This is a genomic window from Xenorhabdus mauleonii (genome assembly GCF_900113945.1).
GTDB classification, from domain to species: domain Bacteria; phylum Pseudomonadota; class Gammaproteobacteria; order Enterobacterales; family Enterobacteriaceae; genus Xenorhabdus; species Xenorhabdus mauleonii.
Genome location: NZ_FORG01000008.1, coordinates 101,444 through 128,194 on the forward strand (window position 1 = coordinate 101,444; position 26,751 = coordinate 128,194).

A 26,751-nucleotide genomic window follows, 5' to 3' on the forward strand; every position below is an offset into this window, starting at 1 on the left:
CAGTGAACATCTTGATAAGAGCTGTTCCCGGCTAAGTATGTATTGTCAGTTGTCAGAGATCGTCCATATTGATTTGAGTTTTTTATATGCAATGCGATGTAAATACGTACATTTTTTAAAAAACGCCTCCAAAAATGATCTAATCAAAAAACTAACCATGGCCAAATTCAGAGCGAAAGAAGCCATACCTGAAAATTCAGGTATTGATAGTTTGTCGATTAGTAGAATTTATTTTTTAGGCTGGAAATAGTATTTACTTATCGATACTTGATTGTAACGAAATAAAATAGTACCCAACTGTTTCTGATTGTGCGACAGGTTAGCAGCAACTTTTGCATGACACCAGTATCGTGAGGGATTTCGGTGACTGGACGTACCAGATAAATTGTTATATTTGCGAAATATGAATTTTTATTTGTCTGTAAAACAATCAATTTGTTACGGTGGAAAAAATTAACTTAAGATTAATTAACTTTTTGATATTAAAGAATATTTATTCATTAGCGATAGTTGTGCAAATTATTAATTGCAAAGTTAATCATCAATAATAGATATTAAATAGACAGAAAAACCCCGTTGTGCAAATGCAGCAACGGGGTTTTTCAGGCAATGATTAATTTAATCACTTGAATAAGTTAGTGCCCAATACTTGCACTAAAACTTAATCATTAGTGCTCAAACATCGCAGAGATAGACTCTTCATTGCTGATACGGCGAATAGCTTCAGCAAGCATGCCAGACAGTGTTAAGGTACGAACTTTGTTCAACGCCTTGATCTCATCAGACAGAGGAATTGTGTCACAAACGATAAATTCATCGATCACTGAGTTCTTGATGTTTTCTACTGCATTACCAGAGAAGATAGGGTGGGTTGCATAAGCAAACACCCGCTTCGCTCCGCGCTCTTTCAATGCTTCAGCCGCTTTACACAGCGTACCGCCGGTGTCGATCATATCATCAACCAGAACGCAATCACGGCCAGCAACGTCACCGATGATATGCATAACTTGAGAAACGTTTGCACGTGGGCGGCGTTTATCAATAATGGCCATATCTGTATCGTTCAGCAGCTTGGCAATTGCACGGGCACGAACGACTCCACCGATATCCGGAGAGACAACAATCGGGTTTTCCAGACCTTTCTGGAGCATATCTTCCAGAAGAATTGGACTACCAAATACATTATCAACTGGAACATCAAAGAAGCCTTGGATCTGCTCGGCATGCAGATCAACGGTGAGAACACGGTCTACACCAACACTGGACAAAAAGTCTGCGACAACTTTAGCGGTGATTGGCACACGTGCTGAACGGACTCGGCGATCTTGACGGGCATAACCGAAGTAAGGAATAACAGCAGTTATACGACCGGCAGATGCGCGACGTAAAGCATCAACCATGACGACTAATTCCATCAAGTTGTCGTTAGTTGGTGCACAGGTGGACTGGATGATGAAAACATCACCACCGCGTACATTTTCATTGATTTGAACACTGACTTCACCATCGCTAAAACGACCGACGGCAGCGTCTCCCAGGCTAGTGTACAGGCGGTTGGCAACACGTTGTGCTAGTTCAGGTGTGGCATTACCAGCAAAAAGCTTCATATCGGGCACGAGAAAAACCTCAGGCTTGCGTCCAGAGAGATATTGTTGACCCATTGAGCAAACATTGCTCATTGGTTCAATAACACGGTTATCCCAGAGCGGAATGTATGCAATGGTGAAATGTTGACGCCACGCGCAACAAAGCCCTGCATCCACTCTGGGGCTTGATTTAACACCTTACGGGCTGATGCTTCTGTTTCGAACTCGCCGAAAACACATGCACCAGTTCCGGTCAGGCGTGACGGGGTGTATTGTAACAGCCATAAAAGAAGCTGTTCAACCTCACGAAAACGTTTTCTTGCGATTGGTTCACAATCATTTGCAAATGGTGCCTTTAATAATGCGGGCAGAGCACGAATTGGAGAATTTCTTTTTAATTCAGGATCTGTGAAGATCATCGGGGTTGAAATCTCAATTCCGGGGTGTGCAACCAGAAACCATTTTTCTTCCGGTGAGGCGGGTTGGAGTTTTTCGCCTATTCCTTCAGCAAACGCAGCATGCCCTTTGACAAACACAGGCACGTCTGCGCCAAGGCTGACGCCAAGTTGTGCCAGTTCGTCATCGGACAGATTGGCTTGCCAGTGATGGTTCAGGGCAACCAATACCGTTGCAGCATTGGAAGAACCACCGCCTAAACCCCCGCCCATCGGCAGGCATTTATCAATGTGGATATCGGCTCCCAGATATTCAGTGCCGAATTGGCGGACGTTATGGGGAGCCTGCAATGTACGTTTTTGTAATAAATGTGCTTGCAATAATCGGGCGGCACGTACGATCAAATTATCATCATGGGCAACTCCCGCAACAGGAGTCAGCAGGTGGATTTGGTTATCCTGCCGGGGGGAAATGGTGATTTTGTCACCATAATCCAGAAATTGGAACAGGGTTTGCAGTTCGTGGTAGCCATCGGGGCGTTGACCCGTGATATACAAAAATAAATTCAATTTTGCCGGTGAAGGCCAGGTTAAAGTCATTATTGCGTCGTCCAGTTATCCATTTTTAATTTGATGCGGTTCTTTCCTTGGGTAAGCTCCAGTCGATTGGGTAAGGCTGGCATCATTGAAGTATCGTAGCCCTGATAATTTACCTGCCAAATTTCACCATTTTTTCTGTCACTGACGGATTTGAGCAAATAATTTGCATCCAGTTGGAATTTTTTGGCGTCTCCAGGTAAGCCGATAATCCAATTTTTCAGATTGTCCAGAGGAATGCTCATATCAGTAAGCTGATAAATTAGTGTTTCAGGGTTGTCGCTGAGATACTTTTTACCTTCACTGTCAGTAAGCTGAATCATATTTTGCTCAACGAATAACTCTAATTCCGTCGTTCCCAGAGGATTCAATAACAATAACTTATAATTATCAGGTGAATATTGTTGCCAGAAAAAGCGCGCATATACTTTTTTATCATTACCCAGATAAGCGAACGATCCCCTTGTCTGATAATGTGCCATTTTTTTTAGCTGTTGTTCACGCGCATGCCATTGTGGGCTATCCGCTGATCCTGTACCGACAGGGGGGTGAGTCACTGTACAGGCAGTCAATAAAACAGCGGAAAGAGGAAGCAAGCGAAAAAACGCGGAAATCTTCATACAATAACCCTTGGCAATAGGAGAGTTTGATACTTGAAATTGACTGGATATACAACTTGCCATCCAAGTCTATAATCAAGGAGCTAATTTAGCGAAAATTTGCCAAAAATTCTCGAATAAATTACTGAGAATGGTTCGTTCGACTTTTATTGAACTGATGCATCAAGTAAAATGCTCAGTCAATGGGAGTCCTTATGAAGGGTGTGAGTTTATGAGAATAGTTATTAATATCATCATGAATTTGATCCCTGTGATAACTCAACGCAGTTAAAATGACTTTATTAGCACTTGGTATCAACCACAATACAGCACCTGTTTCTCTACGTGAGCGGGTAGCCTTTTCTCCCGAAACGTTAGGGCTTGCTCTTGATGACTTGCTCCGGCAGCCGCTGGTGCGGGGTGGCGTTGTGCTGTCAACCTGCAACCGGACAGAGCTCTATCTCAGCGTTGAACAACAGGATAATTTTAAAGAACAACTGATTGATTGGCTATGCGGCTACCATCAGCTCAATCCTGACGATCTGAAAGCCAGCCTTTACTGGCACTTGGATAATGATGCAGTCTGTCATCTGATGCGTGTTGCAAGCGGATTGGATTCCCTGATCTTGGGCGAGCCACAGATTTTGGGGCAGGTGAAAAAAGCCTTTGCTGAATCGCAGAATTATCAATCCCTGTCGGGGGAATTGGAGCGTCTGTTCCAAAAATCTTTCTCAGTGGCCAAACGAGTCAGAACAGAAACAGATATCGGGGCGAATGCTGTTTCCGTCGCTTTTGCTGCCTGTACACTGGCCCGGCAAATTTTCGAATCCCTCTCCAAACTGAGCATCTTGCTGGTGGGAGCCGGGGAAACTATCGAGCTGGTGGCGCGCCATCTCAAAGAACATGGCGTGCGCCACATGATGATTGCCAATCGTACAAAAGAGCGGGCACAAGCCCTTGCCAATGAAGTTAACGCCGAGGTCATTTCTCTGCCGGATATTGATACTCGGTTGGCAGAAGCAGACATTGTGATCAGCTCCACCGCCAGTCCACTGCCCATTATTGGCAAGGGAATGGTTGAACGGGCACTGAAATTACGCCGGAATCAACCGATGCTCCTGATTGATATTGCTGTTCCCCGCGATATTGAACCTGATGTTGAAAAATTGAGTGATGTTTATCTGTACAGCGTGGATGATTTACAGGCCATCATTCAGCAAAACCTTGCCCAGCGCAAAGCTGCGGCGGTTGTTGCAGAAGGTATTGTGCAACAAGAGAGCAGCCATTTCATGGATTGGTTGCGTTCTCAGGGTGCCGTCAATACAATTCGCGAATATCGGGAGCAGGCAGAAAAAATCAGGGCTGAAATGACTGCAAAAGCATTGATGTCCATAAAGCAGGGTGCTGATGCTGAACAGATCATTAACCAATTGACCCACCAATTGACCAACCGTCTGATCCATACACCGACGAAATCACTCCAACAGGCTGCCAGTGATGGTGATGTGGAACGCCTGAATCTATTACGTGACAGCCTTGGGCTGGAGCACAACTAACCCTATTCTAAATAAGGTCTGATATTACGAATGAAGCCTTCTATTGTCGCTAAATTGGAAGCATTGCAAGAACGCCATGAAGAAGTATTGGCTCACCTCGGGGATGCCGGAGTAATCGCTGATCAAGAGCGTTTTCGTGCATTATCAAAAGAATACGCTCAACTTACCGATGTGACTAACTGTTTTAAAGCCTGGAAAGGCGTTCAGGATGACATTGAAACAGCAGAGATGATGCTTGATGATCCCGAAATGAAGGAAATGGCGCAGGAAGAACTCAAAGACGCAAAAATTCGTAATGAGGAATTGGAGCAACAGCTTCAATTATTGCTGTTACCAAAAGATCCTGATGATGAGCGCAACTGCTTTCTGGAAGTGCGTGCTGGAACGGGTGGGGATGAGGCCGCGATATTTGCCGGGGATTTATTCCGCATGTACAGCCGTTATGCTGAAGCCCGCCGCTGGAAAGTCGAAATCATGAGCAGCAATGACGGCGAGCATGGTGGATACAAAGAGATAATTGCAAAGGTTTCCGGGGATCAGGTATACGGGCATTTGAAATTTGAATCAGGTGGTCATCGAGTTCAGCGCGTACCTGAAACTGAATCACAGGGTCGTATTCACACATCTGCCTGTACTGTCGCCATCCTGCCGGAAATACCGGAAGCCGAATTGCCGGAAATCAGCCCAAGCGATCTGAAAATTGATACTTACCGCTCTTCAGGTGCGGGTGGGCAGCACGTTAATACCACCGATTCAGCAATTCGAATTACTCACCTTCCAACCGGTATCGTTGTTGAATGTCAGGATGAACGCTCCCAGCATAAAAACAAAGCAAAAGCGATGTCTGTGCTTGGCGCACGTATTCGTGCAGCCGAAATGCAAAAGCGCCAAGAAGCTGAAGCTTCTGAACGACGTAACCTGCTGGGTTCTGGCGACCGTTCTGATCGTAACCGTACATATAACTTCCCGCAGGGGCGTGTTACGGATCACCGCATCAACTTGACCTTATATCGCCTTGACGAAGTCATGGAAGGAAAACTGGATATGCTTATTCAGCCTATCATTACTGAGTATCAGGCCGACCAGCTATCTGCATTATCAGAGCAGGATTGATGAATTATCAATATTGGCTCCAGTATGCCGAAACGCAATTAACCGAGAGTGACAGCCCCAAGCGTGATGCAGAAATTCTGCTGCAATACGTGACAGGGCGTTCACGTACCTATTTGATAGCATTCAATGAAACGCTGATTTCAGCGGATGAAGCTCACCAACTTGGTGATGCGCTGGCCCGCCGGATTAAGGGCGAACCGATTGCTTATATTGTAGGGGAACGTGAATTTTGGTCGCTTCCGCTTTCTGTTTCGCCGGCAACGCTGATTCCACGGCCTGATACCGAATGCTTGGTTGAGAAGGCATTGGAATTGTTGCCTGATTCACCAGCCCAGATTTTGGATCTTGGCACAGGAACAGGGGCAATTGCACTGGCACTTGCCAGTGAGCGGCATGACTGCCATGTAACAGGTGTTGATATTAATCCTGATGCGGTGGTACTGGCACAACACAATGCTAAAAGAAATGCTGAGAAATTGTCTTTCCACAATGTGAATTTTTTACAAAGTGAGTGGTTTGCAGCGTTGGGGCAACAACAATTTGATATGATTGTCAGTAATCCTCCGTATATTGATGAATCTGATCCTCATTTATACGAAGGAGATGTCAGGTTTGAACCGGCCACTGCATTAATTGCCGCACAAAATGGCCTGGCAGATTTGCAAATAATTGTGGAGCAAGCTCGCCATTTCTTATTACCAAACGGGTGGTTATTGTTAGAGCATGGCTGGAAACAGGGAATCGTTGTCAGAAACCTATTTTTGGAGAAAGGTTATCAGCAGATAGAAACTTTTCAGGATTATGGTGGTAACGAACGTATCACGGTAGGTCGATGGAATAAAAATGAAACCCATAGCTAATTATGAATTTAATAATGCTTCCCTGATAGATGGTATTATTTTAGTAACACAGGCGATTCGTCCCGATTTCCCTCAAGTATTGGTTACAGAGCAACTGACTGCATTGATTGAAGAAGCCGAGCAGAGACTTTCCTCAATTACTGATATAAAAGCAAAAATACAGTCGCTATTGACACTTTTTTATCGGGAATGGAAGTTTGGTGGAGCGAATGGGGTTTACTGCTTATCTGATACATTGTGGCTGGATAGCGTATTGAACTCACGCCAAGGTGCACCCGTAGCCCTTGGAACACTCTTTGCACATATTGCACAGACACTGGCATTGCCGGTACAGCCCGTAATATTCCCGACCCAGCTGATCTTGCGAGTTGATTTGGACAATGAATCAACATGGTTCATTAACCCAATGAATGGCGATACGCTCAACGAACACGTACTGGATGTTTGGTTGAAAGGCAATATCGGCCCAACCGTTCGATTGGAAAGCAAAGACTTACAAGAAGCAGATAACATTAGTGTCGTTCGCAAAATCACTGACACCATTAAAGTTTCTTTGATGGAAGAGAAAAAAATGGAATTGGCGCTCAAGGCCAGTGAAATCGTGCTGATGTTTGATCCTGATGACCCGTATGAAATCCGTGACCGAGGGCTGATTTACGCACAGCTTGATTGCAATCATATTGCTGTTTCGGATTTGAGTTATTTTGTGGAGCACTGCCCTGAGGATCCTATCTCAGAAATGATAAAAATGCAGATTAACTCCATTGATCAGAGAGTGATTGTTCTTCACTGAACGTCTTTCCTGACCGGAATGACGAAATAGAATCTCTCTGCTTCTCCCCATTTTTATGGGTAGCGTTTTTTATTTTTATGGATACAGCAAATTTATTTGCCCTTAACAAGAGAAGGTATAAGCATGCAACAGAAAGTGGTTAACATTGGTGACATCAAGGTCGCAAATGATCTGCCTTTTGTACTGTTTGGTGGTATGAATGTCCTTGAGTCACGGGATTTGGCCATGCGTATTTGTGAGCATTATGTGACCGTAACACAAAAACTGGGCATTCCTTATGTTTTCAAAGCGTCTTTTGATAAGGCTAACCGTTCTTCCATCAACTCTTACCGTGGGCCAGGTTTGGAAGAGGGCATGAAGATTTTTCAGGAGCTGAAACAAACTTTTGGCGTGAAAATCATCACGGATGTGCATGAACCTGCACAAGCCCAGCCTGTTGCAGATGTAGTTGATGTTATTCAGCTTCCGGCTTTCCTTGCGCGTCAAACTGATTTGGTTGAGGCGATGGCAAAAACAGATGCTGTGATTAACATCAAAAAGCCTCAGTTTGTCAGCCCGGGCCAAATGGGAAATATCGTTGAGAAATTCAAGGAAGGCGGCAACGAGCAGGTGATTTTGTGTGATCGCGGCAGCAACTTTGGTTACGACAATCTGGTTGTTGATATGCTGGGCTTTGGTGTCATGAAGCAGGCGACCGGCGGTGCCCCTGTGATTTTCGACGTGACTCACGCTTTACAATGCCGTGACCCATTCGGGGCTGCTTCAGGCGGCCGTCGCGCCCAAGTTTCGGAACTGGCACGCGCAGGAATGGCGGTGGGCATTGCCGGCTTGTTCCTTGAAGCGCATCCGGATCCGGAAAATGCGAAATGTGATGGTCCGTCAGCATTGCCGTTGAATAAGCTGGAAGCATTCTTGATGCAGATGAAAGCCATCGATGATGTGGTTAAAAGTTTCCCAGAACTGGATACCAGCAAATAATCACTGAACCCGCTGGGTTTTTTGATAGTGCGGTTACAGGGATTTTGCCCTGTAACCGTTTATTTTTATCCGGCATCGGCTAAATGGCAGGTAAAAATATGCAGGGAGTAGGGCAGAAATCACTCCGCCATTTCGGCAATCTGTTTGTTATGATTATTTTGCCGGATGATGTTTTGCGCAATATGCCGGGCTACATAGGCCGCATCCTGATCGATCCCCAAAAACCGCCCGGAACCCCATGTATGTAACCACGGTAACCCAATAAACGTGACATCTGGATCAATGGTGATACCTCTGTCATGCATGGGATAACCGCTGCCCTGAAAAATATCTAAATCAATCCATGAATAATCCGGTTTAAAACCAATGCACCAAATCACAGAGGTAATATTTTCTTCTGCTAAATCAATATGGGTGATTTCTTGTTCCGGCTCCCAAACAGGTTGATATACCGATGCTGGCTCTTCAGTTGTAATATTGTTTTTCTCTAAATATTCATCAATAGAAGCATTAATCCGATTATAAGTTGCGTCGGCACGGCTCAGGTTTTCTGATAAATCTGGTCTGAACCAGAGCTGCCCCTCTTTATAATCATCAAAACGTCCAAGCAACTGCATGCCTTCTAAGGCAAATTTACGCAGGTCAATATCATGTCCGCCATCTCGGCCTGTTACATAGTGGTTGGTGCTGTCACGGACTTTTTCACTATAGCGATGATCTTTGGCTGTCATTTTGTAATGCCCCATATCAAACAACCATTTCACTACATCTTTGCCGCGATAGAAGCGGGCACAGCGTGGAGCATCACCAGTCGATAAATAGACTTTCTTGCCTGCCAAGTGTAAATCTTCGGCAATTTGTGCGCCAGACTGGCCCGAGCCTACCACCAATACCGCCCCTTCAGGCAGTTGACCTACATTCAAATATTCTTCTGAATGCATGACTTTTATATGTTCAGGTAATTCATGGCTTAATTTGGGGTAAATCGGAGTGTGATACCCGCCGGCTGCGACGACAAGCTGTTTGGCTGTGGTAGTGCCATGGTTCGTTTTAATGACAAACTGATGCGAAGCCACTTTTTTCACATGTTCTACCTGAATATTTAAAATGGCAGGTGGATTGAGTTTTTCAATAAATTCATCAAGATATTTCACAATTTCGTGTTTTTTCATAAACCCGTCGGGATCTTGTTTTTGATAAGGATGTTCAGGTAACAAGCACTGCCAGTTCGGTGTTACCAAAGTAAAATTATCCCAACGTTTACGGCGCCAGCTATGGGTCAACTCGGACTCTTTTTCCAACACCACATGATCAATGCCTGATTTTTGCAAATAGTGACTGATGCATAAACCTGCCTGACCACCACCCACAATGACCACATCATAATTTGGCTGCAATACTTGATTTTGGCTAGCTAACATAGAACATCCCTCTCATTTATTTTTTATTCGTTCGTCATTTCAATCACGGTAATCTGATCTTCTGGCGTGATTTCGAGGCGTTTGGCTTGGTGTTTAATCAGTGCCAGGTTGTCCATGGCCGAACTGCAAGTAAAGCCATAACGTATCCGCACTCTTTCCGAGGCGGCATGCAAACCTTCTTCAATCTGATGCAAAAACAGCGTACTCGGGTAACTTTCATTTATGGACAAATATTCATAAATCACGGTTGAGGGGGAGTAATATTGAACCTGCTCCCCATTGGGCCACTTCACAGTAAAATTCACGCTGGGCATAACATAGACTCCTGCTGCGATTTCAAGGCATCGGCATAACAAAAACCGGTAAATAGTTGGTTGTTAAAATCCCAAAATAGGCTTTGCTGTTGTTGCTGTTGCACCGCAACGACTCCACTGGCATTGGTTTCACCTATTACGGCGCAGGCAATGCCCTGACGGTGAAACAACGCGATAATTTCTTCACATTTATCGGTATTGGCAGTCAGCAAAAACCCAAAGCTGGGGAAAATTTGCAGCCATTTAGACCATTCCACACCATCTGGTTTGGGGATGGCATCCAAGCTGATATGCGCTCCTGACGCGGTAGCTTCCAGCAACATCAACAAACTGCCTAAAATGCCGGCATTGCTGATATCACGGGCTGCATGAACCCGATTGGTTTCAGCCAACCGCGGCAACAGAGCAATTTGTGATTGCAAAATACGGTCGGGTACATGCTCAAAGCATTTCCAATACGTGGTATTGGGATGGAATTGCCCTTGCAGATTTAAAGCAATCAGGATTTTTTGTTGTGGTTTGACATGCAATACTGAGAGCAATTTTTGCGCTGTACCCTGGATCGCAACAGATAAAGCGGGTTGATAAACGGCATCAAGGTTAGTATGCCCGCCGACCAATGGCACACCATATGCGCGACAAGCATCCCGTATGCCTTGCATGACCGATTGAGCCTGCTCGTTGTTGATATGCCAAATACTGTTCACCACTGACAACGCCCGGCCACCCATCGCGGCAATATCGCTGATATTCGCCATCACCGCAGACCAACCGGCAAAATAGGGATGATTGGCGACAAAACTTGGCAGCATGCCTTCACAGGCGTGCAATACATATTGTCCATTTAGCGGCAGTGCCGCTGTATCATCACCGGGGCAGGCATATAAATTATCCCAATCCTGCACATCAGCATGACAAGTGGTATTTGCTGAAACTGTATCTCCTGAAAGGGTATTATTTGACATTGAATGGGTTGAAACACTGGGTGCAATCGCCTGTTTGGATCGCATGGCAGGGGTGTGTTTCAACATATCGAGCAATGCATTGAGTTCCATTATTGCGCCTCCTTCAGCATAGGGTTCTGCATCGGGATATACGGCAATGGATAATTTTCAATCTGCGCCCGCATCAACACATGGGGGATATCGGCGACAATGAGCTGACGCAAACTATCCCAACCCAACCGTTGGAAATAGTGCTCATTTTGCCTTTGCACTGTGGCTAAAAAGGTATGGCAGCCCAAATTTTTGGCTGTTGATACCGCAGCATTGATTAATGCTTTACCAATGGTATGGTGACGCCGATAGCGAGGCTCGACACATAAACGCCCGCCGTACCACGTTTGATCGCCATCGGGGAAAATTCGCACGGCACCAATGACACGTTCATGCTGGCCAGGCTCTTTCCCAATGGCAACAATGCCTAATGCTTTAACATCATATTCGTCACGATCTTCTTTCAATATCTTTTGTTCATCGCGAAAGGTAACCTCACGCAAATGATAGTATTGGTGACGTTCCCAATCTTCCGACACAATTTTGATGGCAATGTCATCACTAATAAATTGTTTCAATTTTTCATTGGGTTGAAGCCGCCAGGAATAACGAGAAAGTTCCATATCCTATTCTCCTTATTCATACGCTTTCAGTGAGGAACAAGCCCCACATTTGGCGCAACCTGCCTGAGTGTTTTCTGAGTTCAAGCCATGTTTTTTGAGTTGCGAGCCGATTTTGGGATAAAGGGACTGCATAAAAGCGTGATCGGGTTTTGGATGATGTTCCAATGGCGTGCCCTGAATGGGGACAAAGGGGACGACAAAAGGATACACGCCCATTTCCGTCAATTTGGCGGTCATTTCCACGATTTCTGCTTCGGTATCACCCAATCCAGCCAAAATATAAGTGCTGACTTGTCCTCGACCGAATACCGCAACGGCAGCCTCAAATGCTGAAAAATACTTTTCCAGCGAAACTTCAGCCTTGCCCGGCATAATCTTTTGCCGTACACGTTCGCTCACGGCTTCAAGATGCATGCCAATCGATACCGCTCCCGCCTCTTTTAGACGCTGAAACCATGTAAAATCATCAGGTGGCTCGCACTGTACCTGTATTGGCAAATCAACTTGTGCCTTAATCGCCCTGACGGAGTCATATAATATTTTTGCGCCGCGATCTCTCGCATTGGGTGTCCCTGTGGTAATCACCATTTGCTTGACGCCATCCAGTTCAACAGCAGCTTTCGCGACTTCAGCCAGTTGCTCCGGACGTTTGCGGACCAAAGTTCGGCCTCCGATAAGGGATTGATCAATTGAGCAAAACTGACACGCGGTTGCCTTATCGTCCATGCGAATGCAATGTTGCAACACCGTTGTTGCTAACACATCATGGCTATGCAAGGTTGCAATTTGCTCATAGGCAATACCTTCGGCGGTTTTTAAATCATAAAATCGAGGCCGGGCAGGGACGGTTAAGGTTGCCACCGGGATCCGGTTTTTAAAGACAGTTACCTTGTCCGAATTCAACTCAGGCTTTGCTGTGTAGGGAGACTCCTGTGCGGCAAGGTTCAGCACAGGAATCATCATGGTCTTACCACCAAGGTTCAGCGCCTTATGATCACTTGGACCTGCACCACCTTTACGGGATAAACCAAATTCACCTTCCCATTTCAGGCCGTTGCATTGCAAATCGGTCAATAATTGAATTTCGGGTGACTGTGTTGTAGGTAACGCTGTTGTAGATAACGGTACTGTTGATAATGGCATTGCAGACATTTTTACCCCCTATTGCTTGGGTTTAATCAATACGGTTTAGATCTGGGGTTCATCAAGCTTTGCGTCTTTTTCGAGATGATTTGGCGTCGGTGTTTCGATTTTCAGCTCGTGTAATAAATTTGCTGGCCGACGATCAATCAATAAACTCAGCAGCTCAGGGCGGCTGTAATGCCCGACCGAATCCATCATGCGTTTGCGTTTATCAATCAGGCTGAAATCCAGACTGGCAATGCAGTAACCTTCATCTTGTGTGAGTGGTTCAGCTAAAAACTTGCCTTCGGGAGACACAATGGCAGTAAAGCATCCCCCTGAAATTGGGCCGATGTCACAGCCAGTATCTTGCATAATTTGTTGTTGTTGCTCGGGATGCAGCCAGGCGGTGGCATTGACCACAAAACAGCCGGATTCTAAGGCATGATGTTGAATGGTGGCTCTGATTTGGTCGGCAAAAATTTGTCCTACCAACGAACCGGGAAACATGGATGCATGGATTTGCTCACCATCAGCCATTAAGGCAAAGCGTGCCAGCGGGTTGTAATGTTCCCAACAGGCCAGCGAACCAACACGCCCCACTGCGGAATCAATGGCACATAAGCCGCTGCCATCACCTTGGCCCCAGACCATCCGCTCATGGTAAGTTGGCGTAATTTTGCGGCGATGCTGAATGATTGAACCATCCGCATCAAATAACAGTTGAGCGTTATAAATCGTACCGCCTGCGCGTTCATTAACGCCAATCGATACCACCATGTTGGCTTTAAGGCAGGCTTGTCCAATCGCGAGCGTGGCTTCAGAAGGTATCACCACCGATTCATTTAACAATTTTAAATGTTCTTTTCCCATAGCAAATGGCGGTTGCACAAAGGAAAAATAAGGGTAATAAGGCACGACGGTTTCAGGAAAAACGGCAAATTGCACACCTTGCTTTCCAAGCTCTAAAATAATGTCACAGATTTTTTTTACCGTTTCGGCTTGGCTATAAAGCACGGGACTACATTGTACTGCGGCAGCTTTAATGATTCGGTTCATGTCTTATTTCCCCTTATGGATTGGCGCTGACTTAAACGGTCCAGGTATCAATAATCAAGGCATTGTCGCGGCGCATCAGCAGTCTTAAATCCATGACATCCAATGGATTAATGGGGCGAACTCCCGGAATAAGCGCTTTTTCCGTTTGGCCATAGATGGCCTGCAACGCAAAACGGCAGGCATAGACTTCGCCGCCTTCTCCCATAAAGGCTTTTAATTGGTTATTGACAGCTAAATGACCCGGAAATGCCTCAGCCCCTAACGTGGGGAAACCTCGTTGAATACCCAATTGCACACCCGGGCCGTACAGCAATATTTTGGTTTCAAAACCTTTGCGCAATAAACGTTTCGCTTGCATGACATTGATTAGGCCGATTGAACCTTCAAATGCAACGGTATGGAAAGTCAGCAATGCTTTTTCACCGGGCTGTGCTTTGACGTCCTCAAATACTTTTTCTTCGTAATCAACAAGAAAATCGCCATCTTTATATTGTTCGATATCAACTTTTGGCATAGCTCGCTCCTAGTTCAATGTTATTTTGGAATGAATGTGTGTCGTCTTCCTGTATTAGTGCGAAAACTATGCCAAGTTATGTTTTGGGGTAGGGAATTGAGCTTAACTCGCTGAAAAATATAATTTAAATTTATATAAGGTGTATTTATTAATGTAAATGAAGGTGCTGTGACGCTATGATTTTTCGTAGTATTATGATTTTTCATAACCAAAACTATGGAAATTCATAATACAAATATGATGGATAACATGAATGAAATTAATTTTATTTCGGATTGGGTCATTTCTGAAAATTCGATTCGCCCGCTGGCATTTGAGCATACATCACAGGCTTTAATTGTGCTGGATCCACATCAAAACCAGTTTATTGATGTGAATATCAGTGCTACTCGATTATTACGTTATGAGCGCCATGAGATTATTCAAAAAACAGTCAGTTCCGTTTTTGGCCATCCCAGTCAGCTACCACAACTCCTGGCATTTACCGAAGAAGCATTGGAAAAAGATCGGGCCTGGAGCAATGAATTATGTTGCTTTGATAAACAGGGAGAAAAAATCCAGTTAGATATCACGTCCATTTCATTGCCCTATAAAAACAAAACATTGCTGATCTGGTCGTTGGTGGAAGTTAAAGATTTAGAATGGCGCCACTTTAAGCAACGCATTGATAAAACTCTTCAGGCAAATTTAAAAGAATGGCAATCCTTAGAAGAGCTGTTTATTGACTCCGATACAGGCAAACATTTATTGCTGAGTTCAGCCGGTGATGGCATTTACAGTATCAACAAGCAGGGCTTATGCACCTTTATTAATCCTGTCGGAGCTAAAATGTTGGGGCTGCAACCTGAAGATGTGTTGGGCAATAATATTCATGAAATTCATCATCATACCCATGAAAATGGCGACCATTACCCTGTTGAAGAGTGCCCGATTTACGCGGCAGTGCATGATGGCATTGTATATGAAGGCATTCAGGAAATTTTTTGGCGGCGTGATGGCAGTTACTTTCCGGTGGAATTTACCAGTACGCCTGTTATTCGTGACGGTGAAATTATCGGGGCAGTCGCGGTATTCCGTGATATTACCGAGCGCCTGAACACCGAAAAACAACTGACTCATGCCCTTGAAGAACTGCAAGATTTAAAAAGCCGGCTGGAACAGCAAAACGAATATTTGCAGGAAGAAATTTTACAAGAAAATAAATACCATGAAATTGTTGGCAGCAGCGCCTCAATTTTGCAGATTATTGACAAAATCAAGGTGGTTGCCCCAACGGATGCCAACGTGATGATTTATGGTGAATCCGGTACAGGCAAGGAATTGATTGCCCGCGCCATTCACCAATCCAGCCACCGTAAACAGCAGCCACTCATTCGGGTCAATTGTACCGCCATTCCTTCGGAGCTGTTTGAAAGTGAATTTTTCGGGCACGTCAAAGGGGCATTTACTGGTGCGGTGCGCGATCGTATCGGTCGTTTTGAATTAGCCGATCAAGGCACATTATTTTTAGATGAAATTGGTGATATTCAACCAGAATTACAAAGTAAGCTGCTGCGTGTATTGCAAGAGGGCACTTTTGAGCGGGTCGGCGAAGAAAAAACACGGCATGTCAATGTACGAATTATTGCCGCCACCAACCGGAATTTAAAAAAAGATGTGAAAGAAAAACGCTTTCGTGAAGATCTGTATTTTCGTTTAAATGTGTTTCCAATCCATGCCCCTGCCTTACGTGACCGCAAAGAAGATATTCCGATTTTGGTGACACATTTCACCAGACTGATTTGTGACAATCGTAAAATTAAATACCTGCCATTTTCACAAAAGCATATTCTGGAACTTCAGCAATATGACTGGCCCGGCAATATCCGCGAGCTACAAAATGTCATTGAACGTGCGCTCATTACGGCAAGACAAGGTGCAGTTTCTTTTAAATATTTGCAGGAGCAAGATCAAGTGCCAGCCAAGATTCCGCATCAGGATACTCATGATGAACGTCTACAGACAGAAGGGGTACTGACAATAAAACAATTTAAGGAGTTAGAGATGCAGAATTTCTCCCTTGCCGTTAAACAATGTAAAGGGAAAATTTTTGGTGATAACGGTGCAGCAAGGTTGTTGGGAATAAATCCAACAACCTTGATTTCACGCTTAAAGAAATGGGGGATTGATTATTAAAAGCCTTATCCAGCGCTAGTCTGGCAGGTCAATTTATTGCCATTTATTGCTGTACCTTGAATATAAAATTGCATGAAAATTTAATTGCCCTTAAATAGGGGCAATTTTGGCTCTTGCCAATAATTTCAAAAGAAAAGGGGATTTCATGCAAGATGAAGTTTATTTTTTATTTCAATAAGATACTGGCTACTTCCCGTCAAGGAAAACGGCATCTTGTAGGTATTCGTGATAGAAAGCCCGGCTTGTTTTGCGATTGATTCAAACACAAATAATATTCACAGTTTTTAAATGTTACTTTGATTCAACCGCTTGACTTTCCTTTTATTAAAAATATTTTCTTTCCTATTTTGTTTTTTGTTATACCACAAAGAAAAAATGGCATGAAATATAAAGCAATGTCACTTGTATAGGCGAGAGAGTCATTAATAAAATACTCCTGTCATTTTTCAAGTTTCAGCTTTGTTGGCTTCGCTCACTTCAGTCATATACATATCTATGCTCCTGGGTCTTGCTCCCTTGCCGTCGTGTTGCATCTTGAAATTCAAAGGCATCAACCTTCCTAATAATAATAATGTGAGTTGCTATGGGCACATTACAAGTATTACCTCTTACTCAGTATCAAAAAGAAATTTACTACGAAACTCAACGTAATCCGGAGAGTCAGCAATTTACAATCAGTATTGCACGTGTATTAAAAAATAATATTAACGTTGAAAAACTTTTTCATTCTGTTAATACCATCCTTGGGAATGATATAACATGCCGATTGCGTATTGTTGAACATGAGGGTGTATTAGGGCAGGAAATCCAGAGTACGGTTGTTAATCAAGCCAAAATCATTAATGCTGAAGAGGAGGATGTTAATGTACTCTTCGATAAATGGTCAAAGCGGGTTTTTAATCTGGATGAAAAATCGCTTCTGGAAATTGCTTTATTACAAAATCTGAAAAATAACTGCACGGCGATATTTATTCGCGCCCATCATATTGTTTGTGATGGTTGGGGTATCAACCAACTCGCAAAAAAAATTGCTAAATGTTATCTCGATAACCATCTGATTCAGGGTAATGCAGCGGCTTCAGATATGTTGTCTTATTCTTCCCATTTTGAAAAAAATGTTGAGAAATATACTTCAGCCATCCTTGAGCAAGAAAAAATTCTGTCACAGCCGGAAACAGAACAACAAATAACAGCATTGGCTGCGCTGACACAACATCATGACCCCGCTTTTTTTAATCGGAAAAAGAAAACGCATTTATCTCGTTTTGTGCAACATCGGCACATATTAACTCAGGCAGAAATTGAGAAAACAACTTCTCAGGGGATGAATCCCTATCTGGCCGTTATGTCTGCGGTCGCTGTTTTGCTGTCACGGATACATAATAATACCCAGCTAACAATGGGCGTGCCTTTGCTCAATCGCCGAAAGAATCAACTCGATATTGCCGGTCAATGGGCGAATACATTGCCATTGGCTGTCACCGTTAACGCAGAAGACACGTTTGCAGAACTGGCAACCCGTATTAAAACCGGCACAAAGGAACTAAAAACGTTTGAGCATATTCCTCTGGGACGTTTGTTTAAGTCCATGGGAACAACAGTGCGCCAATGGTTTGATGTGACGGTAGCGTATAACCATTCACCGATGACCGGTGCCTCCAGAGATACCTATCAAAAAGAAGGCATTTATGCAGCCGCGACGGCGCATGAAAATGACGCGATTGCAATTCATGTGCACAATTACGGTGGTGACAGTGATGTAGCCATTGATATCACCGCTGCAGAAGATATCTTTGATGAAGACTATTCATTTGAAACCTTTACCGCGTCTCTGGGCCATGTCCTTGATCAGATTATTGCTTCGCCTGAACAAGCGGTCTCTCAGGTCACTCTTTCTTCCGCAGAGGAAATGGCTCAATTGGCGCTGTTTGAACAGGGGCCAGTCACTGCGTTTTCAGCACAGGAAACGTTATCAACATTATTTGATGCTCAAGTTTCATTGCACGGAGACGCTGTTGCCATTGCCAATGTTGGTGAGCAGTCTGCGCTGACTTATGCTCAGTTTCAGGCCCGTATTGACAATATGGTGGCTATTTTACTGAAAGCCGGTGTCAAAAAAGGCGATATCGTTGCTATCTTAATGGATCGCAGCACAGAAATGTTAACGGCTATCTTTGCTGTATTAAAAGCTGGAGCGGCCTATTTACCCGTGGATCCTAACTATCCGCAGGAGCGGATTGATTATATGTTGGAGGACAGTGGCGTTACGGTCATCATCGCTGACAAACTGAATCAGTCTTTGAGCACTCGCGCCTATACTGTTATTGATGGCAATAATGTTGTTGATCACGAAGTTCAGCGTGATGCAGAGCAGGCCAATTTATCGGCAGCAGATTCTTTGGCTTATATGATTTATACCTCAGGCTCTACCGGGCAACCGAAAGGGGTGATGATCAACCATTATTCGGCGGTAAACCGGATTGAGTGGATGCAAGAACGGTATCCGCTGGATAACACCGATGTTATCTTGCAGAAAACGCCGATTTCATTTGATGTCTCCGTCTGGGAGCTATTTTGGTGGTCTATCACCGGGGCATCGGTTCATTTATTGCCGCCGGGAGCGCATAAAGATCCCTTAGAGATAATAAAAGCAATCAGCACACACCGCGTGACAACATTGCATTTTGTTCCCTCTATGCTCCAGCCTCTTCTGGATATTTTGGAAGCTCAACCGGAGTTGGTTAAGAAACTCGACAGCCTGCGCCGAGTGTTTACCAGTGGTGAAGCCCTTCCTCCGACACGGGTGAATCAATTTCGTCAAATTTTCTCCGTCCTTGGTTTAAATGCACCTGCGTTGATTAATCTTTATGGCCCGACTGAGGCCACCGTAGATGTCTCGTACTTCGAGTTTTTTCCCGAAAACGTTGAAACTGTCAAACGAGTGCCTATTGGATTCCCGATCAACAATACTTCGCTGAGAATTATGTCTCAGCACGGCACCAGACAAGCCATAGGTCTTGCCGGAGAGTTGCAAATCGGCGGTGTTGGATTAGCCCGTGGTTATCATAATAAGCCTGAGTTAACTGACGAAAAATTCATTTTGTCGGGCAATGAACGTTGGTATCGCACAGGGGATTTAGCCAGATGGCTACCTGACGGCAGCATTGAATACTTAGGCCGAATTGATAACCAGGTAAAGATTAGGGGGAATCGCATTGAGCTTGGGGAGATCCAAAATACGCTTGAACGTATTCAGGGAATCAACCGGGCAGAAGTCTTACCACAAAAGAACAGTCAGGGAGATGATTACCTGTGTGCGTACTACACGGTTAATATCCCGAATATGACCAATGAATTAAGTGCGGCAGATCACCTGCATTTTACTTCTGAGAAACTGCGCAATGCTTTGTTGGAATTTTTGCCTGATTTCATGGTGCCACAGAGATTTTTCCGCGTTCCTTTTATTCCTCTTACGCCAAACGGCAAAGTAGATCGCCATGCTCTCGTGGCATTGGTGAAAACAGAAGAGGCGGCTAGCCGTGACGATGCCCAATCTGAAACTGAATATCAATTAGCTGACATCTGGAAACGGATATTGAAAATTGAAAAACTCAGTGTGCAGGAGAATTTTTACACACTGGGCGGTGATTCAATTTTAATGTTAAAAGTGCGTTCCGAAGCGGAAAAAGCCGGAATAACGGTCACTCTTTCTGATCTGGCACAGTATCTGACAATCGCTGAACTTGGCCAACACATTGATGCTAATTGTAAAAATCAGCAAAGCAATCGCCAAAATGCGTTACTGCCTTTTGCTCTGATCAAAGAAAAAGAGCGGGCATCGCTTGCTCAATATGCGGATGCCTTCCCCGCGACTCAGCTCCAGCTCGGCCTGATCTACCATAGCCAGCAGAGTAAAAACTCAGCTACTTATAAAGATGTTTTCCGCTATACACTGAAAATAAATACGCTGACAAGAAGGTGGGAGCCGGAACACTTCCGTCAAAGTGCAGCGGCAACTATTCAGCGCCATCCTGTGCTGCGTTCTCATTTTAATCTGGCTGATTTCAGTGAACCTCTGCAAATCATCAATTACCATATTGATCTTGATGAGGCAGTGAAAATTGATGATCTCAGCTCGCTGACAAGGGACGAGTCTGAATCCATCATCAAAGAGCACATGGAAAAAAGCAGTCGGCTGGATTACCAGTTTGATCACGCACCGCTATATTGCATCCATGTATTCAAGACCGCAGCGACTGACATCATAGAAGTCGTCTTCAGTTTCCACCACGCCTTGCTGGATGGCGGCAGTGTGGCGAATTTACTGCATGAACTCTTCTCCCGTTACCTGAATAAGGGAATGTCTTCTTCTGAGACGGAAGGCTCTGAAACGAAGGGTTCTGAGGCAAATGCGGTTGAGGAGAATATTCTTCCGTCCCCGGCTTTATATGTACAGGATGAACTTCACGCCTTACAGGATCAAAAACATCAGTTGTTCTGGAAAAAAATGTTTAAAGGGCTTGCCAGAACCCAATTTCCTGCCTATCGGTTATATGAAAACCGAACGGATGAAAACCGGGCATATGAACGCCAGGCCAAAAAACGAATCTTTGCAAAAAAAGCGTTCATTCCAAAAGAGATGGAAGAAAAACTGGGCATCTTAGTACAACATGAACAAGTTTCCATTAAATCGGTATTCTTTGCAGCACATTGTTTAACGGTAGCCAGTGTGACGAGTCAGGATCAGATTGCGACCGGACTTGTGACTCACGGCAGGCCGGATGTGCAGCATTCAGAACAGACGTTGGGCTTATTCCTAAATACCCTGCCTGTTCGTTTTTCTGCCGCAAATAAGACTTGGAAAGAATGTATCCATTCGGTATTCAGTGCTGAACAGCGCCATGCGCCATACCGTAAGTATCCGCTTAACACTATCCAGCAAAAGGCAGGCGAAGGCGCCAAAATCAGTTCTGCATTTAACTATATTCATTTCCACATACTGACGGATGTTTTCGGTGGCTCTGATTTATCTCTTATCGCATTTGATCCGTGGGAAGAGACTAACTTTGAAGTCCTGTTGAATGTCATGACTGATTTCAATACAGGGCAGCATTATCTGCGGTGTGATTTTGATGGCAGTGTTTTCTCGCAAGTGCAGGCTGATACCTATATGGATACCTATATGTCCGTCTTGAACAAGATGGTCAATCATGGTGATCAACCGGCAACGCTGAGTCAGCCACTTGCACAAATGACGCAGAAAATCCAAAGCAGCAGTGATATGCCATGTCAGGGCTTTATGTCCGTGCTGAACATGATTGCGAAAAATGTACGGGAGCAGCCCGATGCCATCGCAATTCGTCATCATGATCTGCAATGGAGTTATAAAAAACTCTGGTCAGAATCAGGCAAAATTGCGTCTGCGCTGATTTCTGAGGGAATTGTTTATAGAGGCACTGTTTATCCAGGTTCGGTGCAAAATACCCCGGTGGCTATTGCACTCGAACGTTCTCCGATACTCGTGGCATCATTATTGGGTGTGATGAGGGCCGGGGGGATCTGCTTGCCATTGGATCTGAGTTACCCGATTCAGCGCATTGAAGCGATGGTGGAACAGGCTCACCCGATACTGGCTCTTGTTGATGAAAAATCAGAGCAGTTACTCAATGCCGTTGCGGTTCCGGCCATGCGCTCTGACACGTTGATAAATCTCGATACTTCTATATCGTGCGAAGAGCAGGAAAGCGGAGCAGAGCAAGAAATCGATCCGGAACAGTTGGCTTATTTGCTGTTTACATCAGGTTCAACAGGTAAACCAAAGGGTGTGGCAATGCCGCATCGCAGCCTGTCAAATATGGTGACTTGGCAGAATGAGACAATTACGGGTAAAAACATCCGTTCGACGTTGCAGTATGCTCCGCTCAGTTTTGATGTTTCCTTTCAGGAAATTTTCTCTACGCTCGCTGCTGGTGGAGAATTGCACCTTATCAGTGAAGATGAACGGCGCGATCCTTTACAGCTACTGCGTGCTATCGATCATTACCAGACCGAAAGAATTTACCTGCCTTATGTTGCGCTTCAGCAATTGGCTGAAACGGCTGTCGCACTGGAAACTTACCCGATAAATCTGAAAACTGTTATTTCATCCGGTGAGCAACTCCGGGTAACTGACGATATTCGTTCATTTATTGGGCAAATCAATAATGGCATCCTTGAGAATCAGTATGGCCCTACGGAAACACATGTCATCACTGCATTTACTATGCAGGGCAATCCGGTTTCTTTCCCCGCGCTTCCTCCTATTGGTAAAAGTATCAGCAACACAGATGTCGTGCTGCTTAACGATCAATTAGAAGAAGTTGCATCGGGCGAGCAAGGGGAAATTTATGCCCGTGGTTTACCTGTCGCACAGGGCTACTATTGTCAGCCAACATTAACCGCAGAGCGCTTTATTATGCTCAAAGGCGACAATAATCCTCTATATCGCACCGGCGATTTGGGCGTGAAACTCAGGGATGGCAATATTCTTTGTTTAGGCCGTAAAGATACTCAGGTTAAAGTGCGTGGTTATCGTATTGAACTGGCAGAAATAGAGTTAGCGATATCGAATACGTCCGGTGCTGACGCAATATTGAAAGATGTTGCTGTTGTGGTTCAACAACACGGCGAAAACGATGGCTATCTGGTGGCTTTCTTGGTTGGTGAAAGGAATGACGCATTTGTTGTGCAAGTACAGCAATATTTGTCTGAAACGCTGCCCAAACACATGCTTCCCTCCCAAATAGAGTGGTTGGATTCACTGCCCAAAACACCAAGTGGCAAGCGCGATGATGCAGCATTACGCCAAATGCGGATCACTCATGGACAAACTCAAGCAGAGGGTGTTGCTCCGCGGGACAAATATGAGCAGGTGCTGTGTGATTTGGCGGCGGATTTGTTAAAAATACCCGATGTCTCGGTTCATCAGAATTTGTTTGATATCGGAGCGACTTCACTGACAGTGATGAGAATGGTTGTTCTGGTCGAAAAACACTTCGGAACCACTATTCCTTTATCCCTTTTTATCAGTTACCCAACTGTTGCACAGTTAGCGGAACATATCAGAGAAAAGGGTGGACATCCTACTTTCAGTCCACTTGTTCCTATGCGCCCGCTTATCACCGACACAAACGGCAGGCATACGACAGGTCATAAATCCCCGTTATTTTTTGTCCATCCGATGGGGGGAAATGTGCTGTCCTATTTGCGGTTAGTGAAACATCTCCCAGAAGACCAACCCTTCTATGCGTTGCAATCTCATGGCGTCGATGCCGGATCTGTACCTTTGACCAGTGTGCAGGAGCAGGCCGCAAATTATCTGCAAGCGATACGCCATATTCAGCCGCATGGCCCGTATTCAATCGGAGGTTGGTCTTATGGCGGTTTTGTCGCATTTGAAATGGCTCGCCAATTGAAAGAGCAAGGGGAAGAAGTTGCTGATCTTTTTGTTCTGGATACGGTTGTTGTCAGCAATGAAGCGAAGCGGGAAGTGAATGAAGAAGCGTTACTGCGGTGGTTTTTCTGGGAATTATTGTGGCTGAATGAAGGAGCGACACTTCCTGCACAAAGCTTACCGGAGCACACGACATCTTTGCAGGAACAATTCGAATATATTACAGAGCAGGCTATTGCCACCGATGCAATACCGAAGGGCAGTTCCCGGGCTGTAATACAAAGGCTGTTTGATGTGTACCGAACCAATTGGAAAGCGGCGTCAGATTACGCGGCTTGCAAGGCTGATATCAGTATGACTTTATTACATGCGACACGGCCGTTACCTGAGGTTCTGCACGCCATGCATGATGCGGTCGGAAGTGAATACCGTGACCCTCAAAATGGTTGGGGGCGCAAGACAACAGGTCATATCAATGTCATCGATGTACCCGGTGATCATTTGGAAGTTATGGAAGAACCCTATGTAGAGGAAGTTGCAAAAGTCATTCTGCAAGAAATGAACAAGTCCTCTAAAAAACAAGTATTACCGTACTCGGAGGAAGAATGTCCCATCCATTGAAAGTTATTATAGCTGGAGCCGGTATTGGTGGATTAACAGCGGCTGTCGTTTTACGGCATATTGGTTGTGAAGTTGAAGTTTATGAACAGGCTCCAACGTTACGCACAGCCGGTTCAGGCTTATCTGTGATGTCCAATGCTGTTGCTGCCTTATCTTCTATTGGTGTTAATCTGAATCTGGAGCATTTTGGCGCTCCGGTTAAATGTGTGGAAATCAGGAACATCAAAGATCAACTAATCCGTGAATTGCCTATACCAGAGGTGTCATCCTCCAACGGATTTGATAGTGTTTGTATTTCACGTAAAGCACTTCAGGAAGCACTGCTAAAGCAGCTTGATAAGAACATCATTCATGTCGGGGCGAAAGTGACCCAAATTACTGAAAGTGACGAGGGTGTTTCTGTTCATTTCGCAGATGGCAGAGAGACACAGGGTGATTTGCTTATTGGTGCTGATGGGTTCTATTCCTTTGTCCGTGACTATGTCCGGGGAAATCAGCCAATCCGTGAGGCCGATTATATCTGTTGGCTGGCGATTACCCGCTATCAGCATCCGCAAATCACGCCGGGCTACGTTGCCCACTATTGGGGAGAGGGTAAGCGGATTGGTTTAATTGATATCGGTGGCGGTGAAATTTATTGGTGGGGAACGGCAAATATGCCTACTGAACAGGCCACCCACTGGCAGGGAAGCCACCGTGATATTTTGTCATATTATGAGGGATGGCCGGATATTGTTTCCGATATTATTTCACAAACGCCGTCAGAAGATATCATCTCTGTAGCCGCACAAGACAGGCCTTTTTCGTCTCTTTGGGGGAAAGGCCGGGTCACATTGTTAGGCGATGCCGCACACCCCATGTTAACCACCCTTGGTCAGGGAGCAGGTATGGCCATTGAAGACGCGGCAGTTTTGGGACATATGCTGAAACAGCAAGCAGATCCGGTTGCAGCACTGCGTCGGTACGAAGAAATTCGTATTCCAAGAGCCGAAATGTTTGTGGATATTTCATATACACAAAGTGAGCTTGAGCAGCAGGCTACGCCTTCTTCTTGCCAGGAAAGGGAAGACGCTTTGCGGTTTGAACCAGCAGAAAACCTGCGGGAAAATTTTGAACAGTTATTGAAGTTTCCTGTAAATGAGCTTGGTGTGATTTCAAAATAATTTGATCTGACAGTAAGCCTTGAACAGTTGAGAGTTACCGGTTTTGATGGAGATAGGTAATCTTTATGCAAATCGGTAATTCTCGTGATTCATACTCACAATCCCATCATAATTTGGTAATGTATCGGGGATTTGCAAGGTTGATGGCCTGCCTGTTCTTTCATCCTTCCCCTTGATTTGTAAGCTACTCACCTAATTGCCATAGGTGAATTCCGTGATTATCCAAAGCCTTTGTTGCGAGCCTGATACTGTCCGAGCATGAATGCTTTGCATTGCTTATTTGTTGCTTCAGGGGATAAAATTCCTTTACATATGTTATGCACGATAGGGGAATAAAAAAACAACCGTCAATTCCCTGCCATTACAATAATGGACGCAATAAACGAGTTAGTTCATTGACGATAGAAAAACTATAACTCTCCGTTTGTATAAAAATTTTTGAGTACTTTATATATCATCATATTCTAGTGGGATTATTACTTCTCTTGGTGTCCTAACTAAAAATGAACATAATATGATTTACTGAAATAACTTATTCATGTTAAACAAATAAGAATGTTATATCGCATGTTATTTTTGTTCAATATAATATGTTGCTTTTTTGTGGGTACATATGTTAGTTATCAATTGATAACTATTTGTCATTATACTCTTTAACTTTAACCGTTTAATTTATACCTGTGAAATCATATAATAATCTGGTATTAATAATTAAAATTGTTGGTTTTTAATTTATTAAAACCCAATTAGAAATAAATGAAAGATTGGAGTTTGTTGATTTAATACAAGAAGCTTTTTTATTTCTTCATATGAATTTTCATGCATGGGATTTTTT

General features: G+C 44.4%; 18 protein-coding genes. 8 read left to right on the top strand and 10 right to left on the bottom strand.

Translation table 11 applies throughout. The annotated features are described in order from the left end of the window. Positions 1-668: 668 nt before the first annotated feature. Genes prs through lolB form a run of 3 tightly spaced genes read right to left on the bottom strand, consistent with a single transcriptional unit; the run spans position 669 to position 3,198 of the window. A complete protein-coding gene (prs, locus tag BM100_RS10010; RefSeq protein WP_139204099.1) occupies positions 669-1,616 on the bottom strand; it encodes a ribose-phosphate diphosphokinase in 948 nt (315 codons plus the stop codon). Positions 1,617-1,675: 59 nt separating this feature from the next. Then, complete coding sequence (ispE, locus tag BM100_RS10015; protein ID WP_092510494.1) at positions 1,676-2,581, bottom strand: 4-(cytidine 5'-diphospho)-2-C-methyl-D-erythritol kinase; 906 nt, start codon at positions 2,579-2,581, stop codon at positions 1,676-1,678. Beyond that, positions 2,581-3,198, bottom strand: coding sequence for a lipoprotein insertase outer membrane protein LolB (gene lolB / locus BM100_RS10020; RefSeq protein WP_092510496.1), 618 nt, complete (start codon positions 3,196-3,198; stop codon positions 2,581-2,583). Before lolB ends, ispE begins: the two co-directional genes overlap by 1 nt. A 272-nt stretch (positions 3,199-3,470) precedes the next feature. On the opposite strand from lolB, the gene hemA reads away from it, so the two are divergent. From hemA to kdsA, 5 genes are all read left to right on the top strand, one after another. Then, positions 3,471-4,733 (top strand): glutamyl-tRNA reductase, encoded by a 1,263-nt coding sequence (hemA, locus tag BM100_RS10025; RefSeq protein ID WP_092510498.1) that lies wholly within the window; start codon positions 3,471-3,473, stop codon positions 4,731-4,733. A 30-nt stretch (positions 4,734-4,763) separates the two neighbouring features. Then, on the top strand, positions 4,764-5,846 hold the full coding sequence (gene prfA / locus BM100_RS10030; RefSeq protein ID WP_092510500.1) for a peptide chain release factor 1: 1,083 nt from the start codon (positions 4,764-4,766) through the stop codon (positions 5,844-5,846). After that, positions 5,846-6,706, top strand: coding sequence for a peptide chain release factor N(5)-glutamine methyltransferase (gene prmC, locus BM100_RS10035; protein ID WP_092510502.1), 861 nt, complete (start codon positions 5,846-5,848; stop codon positions 6,704-6,706). Before prfA ends, prmC begins: the two co-directional genes overlap by 1 nt. Continuing rightward, positions 6,690-7,499 (top strand): invasion regulator SirB1, encoded by an 810-nt coding sequence (gene sirB1 / locus BM100_RS10040; protein ID WP_092510504.1) that lies wholly within the window; start codon positions 6,690-6,692, stop codon positions 7,497-7,499. The genes prmC and sirB1 overlap by 17 nt, the downstream gene beginning before the upstream one ends. A gap of 123 nt (positions 7,500-7,622) precedes the next feature. Beyond that, positions 7,623-8,477 (top strand): 3-deoxy-8-phosphooctulonate synthase, encoded by an 855-nt coding sequence (gene kdsA / locus BM100_RS10045; protein ID WP_092510506.1) that lies wholly within the window; start codon positions 7,623-7,625, stop codon positions 8,475-8,477. A 119-nt stretch (positions 8,478-8,596) separates the two neighbouring features. On the opposite strand, the gene BM100_RS10050 is transcribed toward kdsA, so the two are convergent. From BM100_RS10050 to BM100_RS10080, 7 genes are read right to left on the bottom strand one after another with little or no spacing between them, the layout of a single operon-like run. Continuing rightward, on the bottom strand, positions 8,597-9,898 hold the full coding sequence (locus BM100_RS10050; protein ID WP_092510508.1) for an MSMEG_0569 family flavin-dependent oxidoreductase: 1,302 nt from the start codon (positions 9,896-9,898) through the stop codon (positions 8,597-8,599). 23 nt (positions 9,899-9,921) lie between these two features. Then, positions 9,922-10,212, bottom strand: a complete 291-nt coding sequence (locus tag BM100_RS10055) for an MSMEG_0570 family nitrogen starvation response protein (protein WP_092510510.1) — start codon at positions 10,210-10,212, stop codon at positions 9,922-9,924. Further along, complete coding sequence (locus BM100_RS10060) at positions 10,200-11,267, bottom strand: sll0787 family AIR synthase-like protein (protein ID WP_175494938.1); 1,068 nt, start codon at positions 11,265-11,267, stop codon at positions 10,200-10,202. The genes BM100_RS10055 and BM100_RS10060 overlap by 13 nt, the downstream gene beginning before the upstream one ends. Next, positions 11,267-11,830, bottom strand: a complete 564-nt coding sequence (locus tag BM100_RS10065) for an MSMEG_0567/Sll0786 family nitrogen starvation N-acetyltransferase (protein ID WP_092510514.1) — start codon at positions 11,828-11,830, stop codon at positions 11,267-11,269. Before BM100_RS10065 ends, BM100_RS10060 begins: the two co-directional genes overlap by 1 nt. Positions 11,831-11,842: 12 nt before the next feature. After that, entirely contained in the window at positions 11,843-12,973 is a 1,131-nt protein-coding gene (locus BM100_RS10070) for an MSMEG_0568 family radical SAM protein (protein ID WP_092510605.1), read from the bottom strand. Positions 12,974-13,018: 45 nt separating this feature from the next. Beyond that, entirely contained in the window at positions 13,019-14,011 is a 993-nt protein-coding gene (locus tag BM100_RS10075; protein ID WP_092510516.1) for a Nit6803 family nitrilase, read from the bottom strand. A 31-nt stretch (positions 14,012-14,042) separates the two neighbouring features. Further along, positions 14,043-14,525 carry an MSMEG_0572/Sll0783 family nitrogen starvation response protein gene (locus tag BM100_RS10080; protein WP_092510518.1) on the bottom strand — a complete coding sequence of 161 codons (483 nt, stop codon included), beginning with the start codon at positions 14,523-14,525 and terminating at the stop codon, positions 14,043-14,045. 249 nt (positions 14,526-14,774) lie between these two features. Here BM100_RS10080 and BM100_RS10085 point away from each other — a divergent pair, with 249 nt between their 5' ends. The 3 genes from BM100_RS10085 (at position 14,775) to BM100_RS10095 (ending at position 25,916) form a co-directional block, all read left to right on the top strand. Continuing rightward, positions 14,775-16,700: a sigma 54-interacting transcriptional regulator gene (locus tag BM100_RS10085; RefSeq protein ID WP_092510607.1), complete on the top strand. Its 1,926-nt coding sequence runs from the start codon at positions 14,775-14,777 to the stop codon at positions 16,698-16,700. A gap of 583 nt (positions 16,701-17,283) precedes the next feature. Continuing rightward, positions 17,284-24,753, top strand: a complete 7,470-nt coding sequence (locus tag BM100_RS10090; protein WP_092510520.1) for a non-ribosomal peptide synthetase — start codon at positions 17,284-17,286, stop codon at positions 24,751-24,753. Beyond that, positions 24,738-25,916 (top strand): FAD-dependent monooxygenase, encoded by a 1,179-nt coding sequence (locus tag BM100_RS10095; RefSeq protein ID WP_092510522.1) that lies wholly within the window; start codon positions 24,738-24,740, stop codon positions 25,914-25,916. The genes BM100_RS10090 and BM100_RS10095 overlap by 16 nt, the downstream gene beginning before the upstream one ends. Positions 25,917-26,751: the final 835 nt, after the last annotated feature.

Bases quoted from the DNA above. Each gene is read 5' to 3' on its own strand.
- lolB (WP_092510496.1), bottom strand. From the start codon at position 3,198: ATGAAGATTTCCGCGTTTTTTCGCTTGCTTCCTCTTTCCGCTGTTTTA.
- BM100_RS10080 (WP_092510518.1), bottom strand. From the start codon at position 14,525: ATGCCAAAAGTTGATATCGAACAATATAAAGATGGCGATTTTCTTGTT.
- BM100_RS10095 (WP_092510522.1), top strand. From the start codon at position 24,738: ATGTCCCATCCATTGAAAGTTATTATAGCTGGAGCCGGTATTGGTGGA.
- BM100_RS10075 (WP_092510516.1), bottom strand. From the start codon at position 14,011: ATGAACCGAATCATTAAAGCTGCCGCAGTACAATGTAGTCCCGTGCTT.
- BM100_RS10065 (WP_092510514.1), bottom strand. From the start codon at position 11,830: ATGGAACTTTCTCGTTATTCCTGGCGGCTTCAACCCAATGAAAAATTG.
- prfA (WP_092510500.1), top strand. From the start codon at position 4,764: ATGAAGCCTTCTATTGTCGCTAAATTGGAAGCATTGCAAGAACGCCAT.
- hemA (WP_092510498.1), top strand. From the start codon at position 3,471: ATGACTTTATTAGCACTTGGTATCAACCACAATACAGCACCTGTTTCT.
- BM100_RS10085 (WP_092510607.1), top strand. From the start codon at position 14,775: ATGAATGAAATTAATTTTATTTCGGATTGGGTCATTTCTGAAAATTCG.
- prmC (WP_092510502.1), top strand. From the start codon at position 5,846: ATGAATTATCAATATTGGCTCCAGTATGCCGAAACGCAATTAACCGAG.
- BM100_RS10050 (WP_092510508.1), bottom strand. From the start codon at position 9,898: ATGTTAGCTAGCCAAAATCAAGTATTGCAGCCAAATTATGATGTGGTC.
- BM100_RS10060 (WP_175494938.1), bottom strand. From the start codon at position 11,267: ATGGAACTCAATGCATTGCTCGATATGTTGAAACACACCCCTGCCATG.
- kdsA (WP_092510506.1), top strand. From the start codon at position 7,623: ATGCAACAGAAAGTGGTTAACATTGGTGACATCAAGGTCGCAAATGAT.
- BM100_RS10070 (WP_092510605.1), bottom strand. From the start codon at position 12,973: ATGCCATTATCAACAGTACCGTTATCTACAACAGCGTTACCTACAACA.
- BM100_RS10055 (WP_092510510.1), bottom strand. From the start codon at position 10,212: ATGCCCAGCGTGAATTTTACTGTGAAGTGGCCCAATGGGGAGCAGGTT.
- sirB1 (WP_092510504.1), top strand. From the start codon at position 6,690: ATGAAACCCATAGCTAATTATGAATTTAATAATGCTTCCCTGATAGAT.
- BM100_RS10090 (WP_092510520.1), top strand. From the start codon at position 17,284: ATGGGCACATTACAAGTATTACCTCTTACTCAGTATCAAAAAGAAATT.
- ispE (WP_092510494.1), bottom strand. From the start codon at position 2,581: ATGACTTTAACCTGGCCTTCACCGGCAAAATTGAATTTATTTTTGTAT.